We start from the raw sequence: 15623 nt of genomic DNA on the forward strand, positions 1-15623 counted from the left end.
CGCTTTAAGATTGCTTCGCAAAGCTCGCAATGACGAAAAATCTGTAAGTCGAATTTAAACTGGCACCTCTATTTCAACCGCTTTTTCCTTGATCAAATTTTGGAACAAATAAGCAAAAATTACTACACCTAAGCAGCCAATAACGTTCAACCATAAATAAGCTACCACCTCGTTAAATCCTAAAACGCAAACCACTGCTTCCGATAAAATAGCGGCATAAAAAACCGCTTTGCTTCCCACATTTTTCAAATAAAAAGCCACTAAAAACACACCCAAAATAGTCCCGTAAATAAAAGAGCCTAAAATATTCACGGCTTCTATCAAATTGCCAATTTTACTGGTAAACAAAGCCATAATGATACATACTACGCCCCACAAAATGGTTGCCCATCTCGAAGCATTCACATATTGTCCGTCATTAGCACTTTTGTTAATCAAGCGCTTGTAAATATCCACCACTGTGGTAGAAGCCAGAGAGTTTAAGGCACTGGCCGTTGAACCCATTGAGGCCAGAAAAATAATCGCAATCAATAAGCCAATCAATCCCTTTGGGAGATACTCGGTTACGAAGCTTAAGAAAATATAGTTGTTGTCATTAGTCGCAGCATCGGCATCGTTTTTTATCATTAAAGCTTTCAGTTCTTCCCTAATGGTTTTGCCTTCTTCGTCATACTGCTTTACCAATGTACGTTGTTGGTTAATCAACGCTTGGTTATTGGCAGACAAGGCGGCATCCAGTTTTTCCACTTCTTGCTTCTTCTTTTCAAAAAGCCGATCGTGCTTTAACTGGATATTTGCCAGTTCGGCCCTATGTTCGCTGCGCTCAAGTTTATGTAATTCGTAACTATTAAAAAACAGCGGTGCTTTGTTGTACTGGTAAAAGGTAAACACCAAAACGCCAATCAACAGGATCAGGAACTGCATTGGAATTTTTACCAAGCCGTTCATCAACAATCCCAATCGGCTTTGCCCTACTGACGAGCCCGTTAAATACCTGCCTACCTGGCTTTGGTCAGTCCCGAAATACGATAACTGTAAAAAGAAACCTCCAATAATGCCGCTCCAAACATTGTAGGGATTGGTCCAGCTAAAATCGAAATCAATGGCATTGGTACGTCCCATTTTTCCAGCAATGTCAATGGCCTTGCCAAAGCCAACGCTTTCAGGCAACAGGTGCACCACCATCACTCCGGCGGCAAACAAACCACAAAAAATGATCGTCATTTGTAGCAGCTGTGTGTACGAAACAGCCTTGGTTCCGCCAAAAACGGTATAAAAAATAACCAATCCGCCCATAAACAAAGTGGTATAGGTAACATTGATATTTAAGATGGTGGAAAGGATAATGGCTGGTGCGTATATGGTAATTCCAGTAGATAGCCCCCTTTGGATCAAAAAAAGGAAAGCGGTTAACGCCCTGGTTTTAAAGTCAAAGCGCTGCTCTAAAAATTCGTACGCAGTGTACACTTTCAGTCTATGGAAAATAGGCACAAAAGTGATACACAATACAATCATCGCCAATGGCAGGCCAAAATAAAACTGCACAAAACTCATTCCCGAAGAGTAAGCTAAACCTGGGGCCGATAAAAAAGTAATGGCACTGGCTTGGGTGGCCATTACCGAAAGGCAAACGGTATACCAAGGCATGCTTTGTCCGCCTAACAAATAGGCATCCATGCTTCGGGTACCACGGCTTTTATAAACGCCGTAACCTACAATCCCCAATAGGGTAACGAGCAACACTGCCCAATCTAAATTACTCATTGGAAATATTTGGTAAAAGCGTAAAACAAAGCGATGAGTAACACCAGCCAAAATAGTAGCAGGTAATAAAACTGTTTCCAGCTTTTTACAAATGGCGGTAGTTCATTTTTACTATTATTCATTTGATTTTTATGATAGCGGTGCTGGTTTATATTTTTTATTGCTTAAGCGTTTGAAATTTAAACTTCTTTCTCCAAAATTAATTAGTAAACCTACTTCTAAATTATAAGCCTCCAAATAATTAATTGCTTGAGCGAAATGCACATCTTCTAATTGCGTTTTTGCTTTGAGCTCTACAGAAATTATTCCTTCAACTAAAAAGTCCACTCTTCGTGTCCCAATTCTTCGTTCTTTGTAAAAAATTGGCATTTCGAATTCACGATTAAAAGCGATATTCTCCAGTCGCATTTCAATCTCTAAAGCTCGCTGATAAATTACTTCTTGAAATCCATTCCCAAGTTCGCTGTGTACATTCATTGCACAACGAATAATTTTAGAAGTCAATTCTGAGTACTTGTATTGTTCATTAATCATAGGAATCGATTAATCAAAAAATCACAGTGGCTTCGCCAATAAATTCGCAAACAAACGATAGGCTCCAGAAACGCCCGCGGGCAACTGCCTGAAAAACGATAACGAAGTATAAACAAACTTTCCCTTCCCGTAATCGGCAATTAAAAGCGAGCCATCGCTAGCGGTTTCGCCAGTGTCGTTCATCCTTAAAACAGTTTCATATTTAGGGTCAATATCATCCGCAAAATAAAGGCCCCGTTCCTGTACCCAGCCCTCAAAATCTTTGCTGGTAATTTTATTAGGGTAGTTAAGGACTGCGTGGGCAGGTTTAGTAAAAGTAACCACCGCATCTTCCTCTGTCACTCGTTTGTTCTCCAACCTAAAAGGATAGGGTCCAAAAACGTTCGATTTCAACCCATTGTTTACATTATACTGCTCCAACAAAACCCCACCATTTTTCACATAGTCCATCAACTTCGAGTGAATATTTTTTGCCTCTTCGTTTACATTAAAAAATCTCACTCCGGTAACAATTGCATCGTATGCTGAAAGGTCATTTAGCAATACCTGCGATGGGCTCAAATGCACCACCTGATAGCCCACTTGCTGCAAGGCATTGGCCACCAAATCTCCCGCGCCATCAATATAGGCAATGCGTTTCCCTGCAATTTTCAAATCTGTTACTTCCAATTTCGCGGCAGCTTCCGGGAACAGGTTAATATTAGGGATATGGTCATAACGGATGGTTCTAAACCCTTTGCTTTCTGTTTGCCCATTTACTTTTACATGCAGGCGAAGCACTCCTGCCGTTGAGCCTGCACCTGGGGTAATTTGAAAAACGACCAACTGTACATCGCCTTTTTGGGAAAACTTGAAGTCGACTTTTTCTGGATTAGCTGTCCATCCGCTAGGCAAAACAGGGATGAGCTCACCTTCTGCATTTTTGGTAAAACTTTTTAGGTTTACTTCAACCGTTTTTGGCTGGTGGTTTACAAATAAATATGCCTGGTCATTCAAACTAGCCGTTACCTGCGGTGCAACTACCAAGGGCTGGTAAAGTTCACCTTTTATTGGATCGGTTGATTTATGCAAAATAGGCAAACTAAACGCTATCTGCTCGTCATTTAAGCTAAATATTGCTTTTACAGTTAAGCTGCCAGGGTTTTCTGGATAGCCAATTTCCTCCTGTTTATCGATTATGTAATAACCTACAGGGTGTTCTTTTTTGAGATAGCAAGGTTGGGTAATATCTGATGGATTGGCTTTGATGCTATATTTGGTAGACGACAAGCGGTTTTCCTGTAAATCAATTCCTTTACCATTTATTATAGCCCTTATTTTCAATGGCGTAATGCCTCTGTAAATCGCATTTACCGTAACTGCAATGGAATCGCCCACGGCATAGCTTGTTTCTGGAACCACTGCTTCGGCCCACAACCCGGCACAGGCCGCAATAACCTGGTCTAACAGCTGATGGTTAAAACCCTGTTCTGTTGCGGCAAGCTTTTTCAACCTCAACAAATCAGGCAACGAAGCCGCGGGTTGGCTAAGTTGGTACTGCTGCTGGATTTTTGCCAACAGGCTGATGACCTCCTTGTTGCCCACGGCAATGTTAATTCCATCAAACAAGGAAGTTTTTGCAGGCTCTCCAGCGGTATGGCTAAAATATTCAAAGGCCTCGCCCCGCTGCAAAGCTGAGCCAAAACCTTGGCTTTTGTGATTGGTACGGCTAATGGCCGCAATCTCGCCGTAGTTTTTCCCTAAAAGAGGGTTGTAAACCCCCACATTTATCCTGAGCTGATCTGGTGCCGTGGTGTTATTTCCGCCAAAATTGTAGGTGTTCCATAAAATACGCTTGGCCTGCCATATCGTTACGCCTTTTTTCAATTGCGCTGGAAATTGTTTTGGGTCCGCAGCGGCGATAAAAGCCTCTCTTGCAATAATTGCAGAGGCCGCATGATGCCCATGCCCAGCTCTGGCATCTTCGGGGAAACGGGTAATAATTACATCCGGCCTAAACTTTCTGATGATCCAAACGGCATCGGCCAGGATCTGTTCCTTATTCCAAATCTTAAAAGTTTCTGCAGAGGTTTTAGAAAAGCCAAAATCATTTGCCCTACTAAAAAACTGTCCCGCACCATCAACGCTACGAGCCGCCAGCAATTCCTGCGTTCTAATCTGCCCTAAAAGCTCAGCCTGTTCATTTCCAATAAGGTTTTGGCCACCGTCTCCTCGGGTCAATGATAAATAAGCGGTCCTTACCTTGGCCTCTTTTGCCAAGTAGGCCAGTAACCTGGTATTTTCATCATCGGGGTGGGCCGCAATGTAAAGTACGCTGCCTTTGATAGACAAGCTGGCAATGCCCTGTGCAATTTCGGCCGCATTTGGTTGTTGCATTTGCGCCTTTAAAAAGCATGGCAATAGCATAGCAGCAAGAAAAAATCTCTTGATGTTCATTCTGTATTGGTTGTATCGCTAAAATAGTTAAATTTTGTAAAAGCCTCTTGAAATGGAACATTGTTTGCAGAACTTATCGTATATTTTTACAAGCTGCAGATGTATGTCTATTTTCATTCCAACGGGAGTTAAACAAGATCTATTAAAAACATCAATGCAGCTATGGCTATTTTAAACTACACGTAGATGAAAAATTTATTTTTAGCTGGTCTGATCATCCTAAGCATGGGATCATGTGGCATCAACAAACAGGCTCAACAAATTAAAGCGCTCGAAAAATGCGACTACCGTATTACCGACGCTACCGACATTACCATTGCAGGCACTGATATCAGAAAGCTAATAGACGGCAAATCTGTCAATACACTTAGCATTCCAGGCATTGCATTGGGTATGCTCAGAAAAGATATTCCCTTAAGAGCAAAGCTTAATCTCGAAATTAGCAATCCAAGCAATAATTTGGCAGCCATCAATGATTTCGATTATATCGTTCTGATCAACCGTCAAGAAGTTTTCAATGGCTCTGTTAATCAAAGCGTAAATATTGGTGCAGGACAAACCACCCAAGTTCCCGTACAAGTAAATGCCAATATCTACCAATTTTTAACAGACAACAAAATGCTGAACGATATAGGCACTTTCATTGGCGGCGCTACCAACGGATCTGAGAAAAAGGGATTGGTGACCTTAAAAATCAGACCATCAATAAAAGTTGCGGGCGGATTGGTCAAATATCCAGGTTACATCACCATCGACAAAGAGGTAAGCAGCAAAATATTGCTTTAACACATTTATAGTATATTTTTTTTCAGCGTACAATTGTTTGAGGGTCAGTATTAAATTGGGATAAACGGCCAATTTAAAAACTAAGTTATTAGTTTGATGCAACATTATGCTTTTTGCCGCGTCTACTGACTAAACCTCAACAAATGAAGAAAACCATACTATTATTTACGCTTATTTTTAGTTTTTGCTTATCCTTTGCACAAAAAGGAAGTGTAACGGGCACCTTACTAGATAGTTTAAATAAAAAAACTACGCTTAACTTCGCCACCATTTCCATCTTTAAAGGTGCTGATACGGTATTGCATTCCTACAAACTTTCCGACGACAAAGGAGTTTTCAAAATCAGCAATCTCGATATTGGGACCAGATACCGTTTGGTCATCAATGCGTGGATGTACAATATTCACCGTCACGAAGTAACCTTAACGGCAGCCCAGCCTAACTTAAACTTGGGCAATATTTACCTTACCGAAAAAACCAATAACCTCAACGAGGTAGTTATCCAATCAGAAAGGCCTCCCATTGTGGTTAGGAAAGATACTATTGAATTTAATGCCGAGTCTTTTAAAACACTGCCCAGTGCAGTGGTCGAAGATCTGCTGAAGAAATTGCCGGGTGTTTCTATAGACGGCGATGGCGGAATTATGGTAAATGGCAAACCAGTAAGTAAGATACTGGTAGACGGCAAAGAGTTCTTCGGCGGCGATCAACAAATTGCGACCAAAAATCTTCCCGCCAATATTATCGACAAGGTTCAATTAACGGATGACCCTGAGGCAAAGCGCAGAGATCCCGATATTGTGGCGGGCAATGTTCCCCAAATCATCAATTTAAAGCTTAAAAAAGCCATCAAAAGCGGCGCATTTGGAAAGCTTTATGCAGGCGCCGGCCCCAAAGAGCTGTACGAAGCCGGCGGGATCATGAATTTCTTTAGAGACACCACCCAGGTTAGTATTTTAGGCTACAGCAACAATGCCAATAAACCTGGTTTCAGCATTGGCGACGTAATGCGCATTGGAGGTTTCTCCAGATCAGGTGTAAATTCAACCATGATCAACTCCGACGGCGGCTTTTCACTTAACGGCATTTCTTTCGGCGGTGCCATGAACGGCGGGGTACAAACTTCCTCCGGAGGTGGTGCCAATTTTAACACCCTCACCAAAAAAGGCACTAAAATTAACGCCAAATATTTTTTGGGCTATTCCAATACTTTCAATGAACAGTCTACAGATATTGCGCAAAACCTGGGGAACAACTTCTTCTATACACAATCCCTCTCCTCGCAAAAAAACAGAAACTACAGCCATAATATTGGAGCAAGAATAGAGGCCAAATTAGACAGCCTTACCAAACTCACCGTAGAACCCGCCGTATCTATAGGCCTTCCCAAAAACACCGGCAACTTAACCACCTACAACTTTAATACGAACAGGGTTTTGATGAACGACGGTAAAAATGCCTCTCGATTAACCGGAAGAAATACGGACTATGGCCTTTCCGCCAGTTTATGGAAAGACTTTAAAAAAGTAGGCCGCTCTCTGAACATCTCAGTGAACGTTTCCCAGAGAACAAACCTTAGCGACAATTACAACCTGATTGTTAGTAATTTTTACGATCCAAATTCCATCGTTTCATTTGACCAATGGAGAGACAACGACATCAACAATTTTAACCTTAGCTTAAACGCCAATTATAGCGAGCCGATCAGCAAATCCTTAACTTTAAATATTGCCTCATCAAGCAACTACATAGACAATGAAAATGTACTTGCCACTTTTGTGCGCAACTCACCAGACCAAGCCTATGATATTGCCGTGCCCAATTTCACAGAAACGGTAACACAAAGTGGATTTAAAACGAATAACAGGCTCAGCTTGCGCTGGAAAATAAATAAAGATTTTAGCATACAGCCAGGCTTTGTTTTTAACACCATCGATCTGGAGAACAAATTCACAAAACATCCAAATTTTGGGCAGCACTTTACTTTTTTTGCCCCTCAGCTAATTGTGAGGTACAAAAGCCTTAATTTAAGCTACTCACCTTCGTTCAGGGAAGCCGATGTCCGCTACCTGCAGCCAGTGCCAAACAATACCAACAACCTTTTCGAACAAAACGGAAATCCCAACCTAAGGCCCTCCAGAACACATCAGGTTAACCTGAACATGTATAAATACGACACCCAAAGAACCCTTAGTTACAACATTTATTTGGGCGGCAGTGTACAAAACGACGGGATAATTATGGACAGGATATTTTTTGACGAAAACTCCAGTGAGCCCGGAAAACAAGTTACCACCCCAGTTAACCAGGATGGTATATGGCAGTTCCACAGCAATGGCAATATTTCCAAAGATTTTAAAGGCCCAAAAAGACAATTCACCATTAGTGCCGGTTACTGGGGAAACTACAATAAAAGCTACGTAATTGTTAACGCCGTGAAAAGCGAAAGCAAACTAATAAATGGTGGACCCAGAGTTGGCGGAAGAATTAATTTGAACGATAAATTTGAGCTGGGCGAAACCTATAGCTTCGGCTTTAACAAAAGTTATTATAAAGACCCGTTTTTTAACAACCTAAACTATTACAACCACAACAGTGATACGGAACTGATTATCCGTTGGCCCAAAAAAGTAGTTTGGGAAACCAACTACCGTTGGCAGTACAACGCCCAATCCGTTTCAGGAATTGACACCAAAATGGCCTTTTGGAATGCCGCCGTGACCTTTCTGTTCTTAAAAAACGACCGATTGCAGTTGAAATGCAGCTACAACGACATTTTAAACACCAATAATCGACGATATGTCTATATCAACGAAAATACTGCCAGAGATTTACGTGTGAACAATATTGGCAGGCACGGACTCTTTACCCTCACCTACAACATCCAAAACTTTGGTGGCAAAGTTGGCGGTAAAGAAACCATGTTTAGGTTCTAGTTAATAGTTAAATTAAAAGTAAAAAGACCGCGGATGCGGTCTTTGCTTTTTAGGACTTGGAAAAACAAGCGCCTACTTTCATCGGTGCCGCCAGTCCTGCTGTACGCTGCTATCTTTTTGTGATCGCAAATACCTTTTACCCAGCCAGTGCAACAAAAAGGATATCCCCTCCCATCAGGTTTATGTTACAAAAGCTTGTTCATATCGCATAAAAAAGCCCTGCTAAATTTAGCGGGGCTTCCTATTAAATCTTCTCTCCTTTTTCAAGTTTCTCTTTTCTGTGTTCTTGCGAAAGATAGTGGAGCAAAGTATTCAACACTACGGCGTTCCAATCGTCATGCAAGCTCACATTGATATTTTTCTTTCTATCGTACATATCCTGGACATGCAAAACACCTTTATCCAAAAAATATTTGATTTGGCTCCATCCTACCACGGTAGTTTTTGTTTTGCCTAAAAACCAAGTTTTATACTGCATTTCAAACCCCTGGTAGTTGAACTTTGCGGCACCTACCTCTAATTTCTCCTGATTGTTCAACTTTTCAATAAAATCATTCACCAAATGCTTTTTCACATATTGCCATAATCCAGACATCACATAATAGTAGGTATGGTCTTCTTCCAAAAGTTCTTCAACCTTGCTACTTTCAAACTGAATGCCTACGGTTCTACCATCCTTGCTTTTCACATCAATCACGTATTTTTTCTTGATGGGCTTTTTTACGGGACCAATAAGTGACACCCCGTATTTAACCGCCGCAACGTCGTTACAGGCAATGCGGGTTTGATTTACCTCAATAGCCTCGGCAGTAATCTTTACTTTTTGTTTTGATGAAGGAATGACGATATCTACGTCGAAGTTGTGGTTTTGCATGGGTCCGAATATACAGATATTTTATAAATGAAAATATACCTATTCATCAGGATTTTCTATAGATCGCCAATCCATTTATCCACATCATTTGAAAAACGTTGATGTTTGGCTTCACCGATCACTTGTTTTTCGTAAATGCCCGTATGGCCTGATAGCAGGTACGAAACGATACAGGCAACGGCAGCGTAAATTCCACAGGAGCTTCCAAACAACTCCATTGCCATTACCGAGCAGGCCAGGGGCGTATTGGTTGCGCCTGCAAAAACGGCAACAAAGCCCATCCCGGCCAAAAGTGCCACAGGCAGCGGCAACACCATGGCCATTGCGCTCCCTAGGGCGGCGCCAATAAAAAACAGGGGCGTAACCTCGCCCCCTTTAAAGCCTGCAGCCAAGGTAATTACCGTTAGCGCAAGTTTAATTGCAAAAGCATCGGCAGGCAAGGGTTGCTCAAATGATTGCACAATGCTTGGAATGCCCAAACCAATATATTTGGTGCTTCCTAAAGCTAGTACACACAAGATCAAAATCAACCCGCCCACAAATGGCCTGAGTGGTGGATACTTAATTTTAGACCTAAATATTCCGCCAACATAGCGTAAACTTTTACTAAATATAGCGGCACATATTCCAAAAACAATTCCCGCTAACACGGCGTAGCCCAAATTTAAAAAAGAAACATCAGGAACTGTAGCTATGGCATAAACCGTATGTTTGACCTGCCACAAGTGGGTAACCTCGCTGGCCAATATCGACGCTGCAAAAGCTGGAAAAATGGCATTATATCTCAATTTGCCAGTGAGGAAAAATTCCATGGCAAAAATAGCTCCCGCCAAAGGCGTTCCAAATACTGATCCAAAACCAGCAGCTATTGCAGCGATGATCAATGTCCTTCGATCTTCTACGGGCAATCTCAAAGGTTTAGTGAGCTGATCTGCAATTCCGCCTGCCATTTGTAAAGCTGTTCCTTCTCTACCTGCCGAACCTCCAAACAAATGCGTGGCAATAGTTCCCAGGTAAATAAACACCGTCATTCGGAAAGGAATTTTTTGTGCTGGCCGATGAATGGTATCAATCAACAAATTATTCCCAGAAGCGATATCTTTTCCATAGTAGTGGTACAGCAAACCAATGAGCAAACCCGCAATGGGCAAAAAGCCAATCAGCCATAAATGCCGCTCCCTTGTTTGAGTAGCCCACTCCAGCGACTGCAAGAAAATAGCAGATGCAGTTCCTACCAACGCTCCGAGCAAGAGGCTAACCAAAATCCATTTGAACAAATAGGGAATTGCCGGGTGCCTTGTAATCAATAACTTAAAAGTTAGTGTAAGCTTTGCTCCAAAAGATTTTCGTTTCATTAATGACATACTTTTCCTGATCAATGTAAATACATTTTTAACCAGGCGCCATCAGCTTTTTAGGGCGGTTTAACAGGAAGACACCATTTCCTTCACACAAAGTAAGTAAAAATTAGCCACAGATGCACAGGTAATGAAATTTAAATCTTTGGTTAGATGATCCGTTGTCATTCTATTTCGTAGCGTATTGGGCTTGGTCCCCATTCATAAACGGCCATCGGAAATTACCTCAATAAATATCGCCCATACATCTGAGGCAAAAAGCTACAAGCCTAATCTATGTTTCCTTAACGTATCCTTGGCAATATCGTAACCTGCATCGGCGTGCCTAATTACGCCCATTGCAGGGTCATTGTGCAATACTCTTTTCAATCGCTTTGCGGCATCGTCGGTACCATCGGCCACAATAACCATCCCTGCATGAATGGAATATCCAATGCCCACACCACCGCCATGATGCAGCGATACCCAGCTGGCACCGCCTGCGGTATTAACAAGCGCATTTAAGATCGGCCAGTCTGCCACCGCGTCTGAACCGTCCAGCATCGCTTCGGTTTCCCGGTTTGGAGATGCTACAGAACCTGTATCCAAATGGTCGCGACCAATTACAATAGGTGCTTTTACTTTCCCTTCGGCCACCAAACGGTTAAAAGCTAGGCCGGCTTTTTCACGCTCCCCTTGCCCCAACCAGCAAATACGTGCCGGCAAACCTTGAAAGGCTATGCGTTCCTGCGCCATGGTAATCCACTGTTTCAGGCTCTCATTTTCGGGAAACAGTTCCAAAATCAATTTATCCGTTTCATAGATATCTTGGGGATCGCCGCTTAATGCTGCCCAACGGAAAGGGCCTTTGCCCTCGCAAAACAACGGACGAATATAAGCTGGCACGAAACCGGGAAAATCAAAAGCATTTTTAACGCCTACTTCCAGTGCCCGGCCTCTTAAATTATTGCCATAATCAAAAGTAATTGCGCCTCGCTTTTGTAATTCCAGCATTTGCTGAACGTGCTTGGCCATGGTCGCATAACTCTGTCTCACGTATTCATCAGGGTTATTCTTACGCAAATCCGCAGCTTCTTCAACGGTTAACCCTTGTGGGAAATAACCAATCAGCGGGTCATGCGCCGAGGTTTGGTCGGTTAAGGTATCAGGAACAACATTTCTGTCTATCAAACGCTGTAGCAATTCCACGGCATTACACACCACTCCAATAGAAATTGCTTTCTGTTGATCCTTATATTGCAATGCTTTATCAATCGCTTCGTCAATATCATAGGCAATCTCGTCAATATATCGGGTTTCCAAACGTTTTTGGATACGCCATTCCTCTACTTCGGCGGCCAAGCAAACTCCTTGGTTCATGGTAATGGCCAAAGGTTGGGCACCGCCCATTCCGCCCAAGCCAGCAGTCACATTTAATTTTCCTTTTAGGTTGCTGTTAAAGTGCTTTTTGGCCAGTGCTGCGTATGTTTCGTAGGTGCCTTGCACAATTCCTTGCGAACCGATGTAAATCCACGATCCGGCAGTCATCTGACCGTACATCATCAAACCCCGATCTTCCAATTCGTCAAAATGCTGCTGCGTAGCCCATTTGGGCACCAATTGCGAATTAGAGATCAGCACCCTGGGGGCGTCTTTATGTGTTGGCAAAACAGCCACGGGCTTTCCAGATTGGACTAACAAGGTTTCGTCTTCTTCTAAATTTTTCAATGCCTTGACGATCAGTTCAAGTGCTGCCATATTTCGGGCGGCCTTGCCCCGGCCTCCATATACAATTAAATCTTCGGGTTTTTCGGCTACCGCCGGATCAAGGTTGTTCAACAACATTCGTAATGCCGCTTCCTGTACCCATCCTTTGCAGTTTAAGGTGCTTCCATGAGGTGTTTGGCTTATTTTCAGGTTCATATATTTGGTTTTATATTTGAAAACTATGTGCTTCAAATGTAGTCACTTTAAACAGTTTAACATTTAACATGAAGATATTTTTACCATGTTAGTGCCTGTATTTTGGTTTGCCAAATGTCAAACTCACAACACGAAGAATAATGTTACATTTCTTCAAAACTACATTATTTATTATTTACTTAACTTCGCAACACAATGCAGGCAAAGAAACGTCATTTCCTGAAACAGTTTTTTGCTGCGCTCATGTTGGGCGTATTTGCATTAGCTGTTACCCCGTGGGGCGCCCTGCATCATCATGAAGAAAGCACCGTTGTAAAGGAAAAACATTGTACACATACCGTACACGTAAAAACCTCCACAGAAACTTGCTTGATTTGCAAGGCTCATTTTGAGAAAAACTTCACTACAGCTTTCCATAGCTATATCGTTTACCTAAAAAGTAATTTCCTTGAAATACCCATCCCTTCGGTAGCTGGAGCCTTTACCGAAATCATTGCTTCGTGCCTACGCGGACCGCCTGCTTTTTCATAAACCTACCTATTTCGCATGCCATTTATTCATCGCCTTGATGGCCATGAGCAAAAATGGCTTTAATGATCTATTTATTACACTAAAAGGGTGGAGATCCATCCTGATTTATTGTTTTTTTTATGAAAAGGTTACCTTTATTAGTAACTATTATTGCCCTATTATTATCAATTAATGCGATGGCCAGCACATTTGCCAGCATCAAGGGAAGGGTTATAGATGCCAGTACCCAAACACCTTTGGCTGGCGCCACATTATACATTTCTGATTTAAAAGCCTCAACAAGCACTAATGGCAACGGCGAATTTATATTTAACAACATCCCCTCAAAAGGCAAGTTTTTATTGGAGGTGCGCTATTTGGGCTATAAAACTTCTTCTAAAGTAATTGATTTATCTTCCCAAGAGGAGATTGTCTTTGCGCTAGCCCCATCGGTAATTGAAAGCGCCGAAGTTGTGATTACCGGTACTCCTTTTAGTGCTAACAACAAGACCAATAGCTTAGCGGTGGTAATAGTAGGCCGCGATAAGCTGGCCCAATCTGCCGCAACTAACCTGGTAGATGCAATTGCCAAAATACCTGGGGTTGCGCAGGTAACCACTGGCGGTGCTATCTCTAAACCAACCATTAGAGGTTTAGGCTATAACCGCGTACTAACCATGGTTGATGGCGCCAGAGAGGAAGGACAGCAATGGGGTGATGAGCATGGCGTGCAAGTTGACCAATTTGCCGCAGCCCGTATTGAAGTATTGAAGGGCCCGGCCAGTTTACTGTACGGTTCTGATGCCTTGGGAGGTGTAATCAACATCATCGATGATCTTGTTCCTGCAGAGGGAGAGTTTAATGGCAGTTTCACCACCAATTACAATACTAACGGCGGCTTAACGGCTTCTTCCATTATGGCACAGGGCAACACCAGGGGCTTTGTATACCGCGGCAGGGTTTCTTATAAAAACGCCTATGGTTTTGGCTACAAAGGTCATGTAGTTCCAAATGCAGGCTTCAATGAAATCAATACCAGTGCCATGTTGGGGCTTAACAAAGCTTGGGGCTACACGCATTTAAGTCTTTCTAGATTTGCCACCAATATTGGTTTAGTAGAAGAAGGCCCTAATGAAGATGGAAATTATCTTGATGAAGATGGTAACGTGATCAGCAAAAGCGATGCCCGTACCAGATCACTAAACTTGCCCTATCAAAACATCAACCATTATCGTGCAGCGCTAAATAGCAATATCCTGCTTGGCGGTGGCCAGTTAAAATCTACCTTGGCTTTCCAACGCAATATCCGCAAGGAATTTGAAGAAACTAAAGATGAACCCGGACTGAACCTAGGCCTCAACTCCTATACTTACGATGTCAAGTATTCTTTTGCTAATGATGGTAAATGGGAGCCTACAGTGGGCGTGCAGGGCATGTATCAAACCAACAAAAACAGTGGCGAAGAATTTTTAGTGCCCGATTATAACAGCAACAACATTGGCGCATTTGCTTATTTGAAACGCAATTTCAGCAACGGCGCCATTAACGCCGGGATACGTTACGACTACAAAAAAATTGATGGCAAAGATTTGTTCGAAACACACGACGACCATGAAGACCAAGTATTTACGGCATTCAACAATAGTTTCTCCAACTTTACCGGCTCATTGGGCTTTGCCTTTGATATTGCCAAAAATCTTAACCTAAAAGGAAATATAGGCTCTGGATTTAGAGCGCCCAATATTGCAGAATTGGGAGCCAATGGGAAGCACGAAGGCACTTTCAGATATGAAATTGGCAACAGCAACCTGAAACAGGAAACCAGCTTGCAATTTGATTTGGGACTAACCTATGACGCCGAAAATATCACCTTGGGGTTAAATGCCTACAGCAATAAAATTTACGATTACATTTATTTGAGCAACCTCAATAACGAAACCATTGTAAATACCGATCATGAGGGCAATACCGAAACATTACCTGTTTACCGTTTCCTGCAAACCAATGCCAGTTTAATTGGTGGCGAAGCTTCGGTAGATTTCCACTTGGTAAAAGCCCTACACTTTGAAAACACTTTCGCTTACGTGAAAGGAACCAATAAAGCTACCAACTCGCCATTGCCTTTTATACCAGCAGCAAGCTTAAACAATGAAATCCGTTTTGAGCCTAACCTAAAAGGCTTAAACGACAGTTTTATTAAAGTTGGTTTAACTAATGTATTTAAACAGGATAGAATTGATGCCTTTGAAACCGAAACCGATGGCTACACCTTGTTAGATGCCGGCATAGGTACTTCTTTTAAAACCAAAAGGGGGAAACTTAATGTTTGGGTTACCGGACAAAATTTAACCAACAAACTTTATTATAATCATTTAAGCAGATATAAACTGGCGGGCATTTACAATCCCGGACGTAACGTAAGTTTTGGGCTGAGTGTGCCTTTGTAATTTGTAATTTACCAAGCATTGCCGCAACTTTAGAAATTCAGAAGTATCCACCACGCCTACAATTGGATGGTGGATA

Annotated in this window: 10 protein-coding genes and 1 riboswitch; of the genes, 4 read left to right on the forward strand and 6 right to left on the reverse strand. The window is 42.2% G+C overall.

Annotation, left to right across the window (positions count from 1 at the left end):
- Positions 1 to 54: 54 nt before the first annotated feature.
- From DUT71_RS00370 to DUT71_RS00380, 3 genes are all read right to left on the reverse strand, one after another.
- Complete coding sequence (locus DUT71_RS00370) at positions 55 to 1764, reverse strand: sodium:solute symporter (RefSeq protein ID WP_113660579.1); 1710 nt, start codon at positions 1762 to 1764, stop codon at positions 55 to 57.
- A 129-nt stretch (positions 1765 to 1893) separates the two neighbouring features.
- The gene (locus tag DUT71_RS00375; protein WP_113660580.1) at positions 1894 to 2298 is read right to left on the reverse strand and encodes a GxxExxY protein; all 405 of its coding nucleotides are present in this window, start codon (positions 2296 to 2298) and stop codon (positions 1894 to 1896) included.
- A gap of 21 nt (positions 2299 to 2319) precedes the next feature.
- Positions 2320 to 4674, reverse strand: coding sequence for a PIG-L family deacetylase (locus DUT71_RS00380; RefSeq protein WP_240186814.1), 2355 nt, complete (start codon positions 4672 to 4674; stop codon positions 2320 to 2322).
- 246 nt (positions 4675 to 4920) lie between these two features.
- Here DUT71_RS00380 and DUT71_RS00385 point away from each other — a divergent pair, with 246 nt between their 5' ends.
- Positions 4921 to 5520 (forward strand): hypothetical protein, encoded by a 600-nt coding sequence (locus DUT71_RS00385; RefSeq protein ID WP_113660582.1) that lies wholly within the window; start codon positions 4921 to 4923, stop codon positions 5518 to 5520.
- A gap of 143 nt (positions 5521 to 5663) precedes the next feature.
- Positions 5664 to 8456: an outer membrane beta-barrel protein gene (locus DUT71_RS00390; protein WP_113660583.1), complete on the forward strand. Its 2793-nt coding sequence runs from the start codon at positions 5664 to 5666 to the stop codon at positions 8454 to 8456.
- Positions 8457 to 8700: 244 nt separating this feature from the next.
- On the opposite strand, the gene DUT71_RS00395 is transcribed toward DUT71_RS00390, so the two are convergent.
- From DUT71_RS00395 to hutU, 3 genes are all read right to left on the reverse strand, one after another.
- Positions 8701 to 9330: a hypothetical protein gene (locus DUT71_RS00395; protein ID WP_113660584.1), complete on the reverse strand. Its 630-nt coding sequence runs from the start codon at positions 9328 to 9330 to the stop codon at positions 8701 to 8703.
- A 56-nt stretch (positions 9331 to 9386) separates the two neighbouring features.
- Positions 9387 to 10685, reverse strand: a complete 1299-nt coding sequence (locus tag DUT71_RS00400) for a voltage-gated chloride channel family protein (protein ID WP_205313803.1) — start codon at positions 10683 to 10685, stop codon at positions 9387 to 9389.
- Between the two features lie 35 nt (positions 10686 to 10720).
- Positions 10721 to 10785, reverse strand: a riboswitch (Fluoride riboswitch).
- A gap of 164 nt (positions 10786 to 10949) precedes the next feature.
- A complete protein-coding gene (gene hutU / locus DUT71_RS00405; RefSeq protein WP_113660585.1) occupies positions 10950 to 12590 on the reverse strand; it encodes a urocanate hydratase in 1641 nt (546 codons plus the stop codon).
- A 195-nt stretch (positions 12591 to 12785) separates the two neighbouring features.
- On the opposite strand from hutU, the gene DUT71_RS00410 reads away from it, so the two are divergent.
- Positions 12786 to 13121, forward strand: a complete 336-nt coding sequence (locus tag DUT71_RS00410; protein ID WP_113660586.1) for a hypothetical protein — start codon at positions 12786 to 12788, stop codon at positions 13119 to 13121.
- A 119-nt stretch (positions 13122 to 13240) separates the two neighbouring features.
- A complete protein-coding gene (locus tag DUT71_RS00415; RefSeq protein WP_113660587.1) occupies positions 13241 to 15547 on the forward strand; it encodes a TonB-dependent receptor in 2307 nt (768 codons plus the stop codon).
- The last annotated feature ends 76 nt before the right edge of the window (positions 15548 to 15623 follow it).

Source organism: Pedobacter nanyangensis (genome assembly GCF_003313505.1).
Lineage (GTDB): Bacteria > Bacteroidota > Bacteroidia > Sphingobacteriales > Sphingobacteriaceae > Pedobacter > Pedobacter nanyangensis.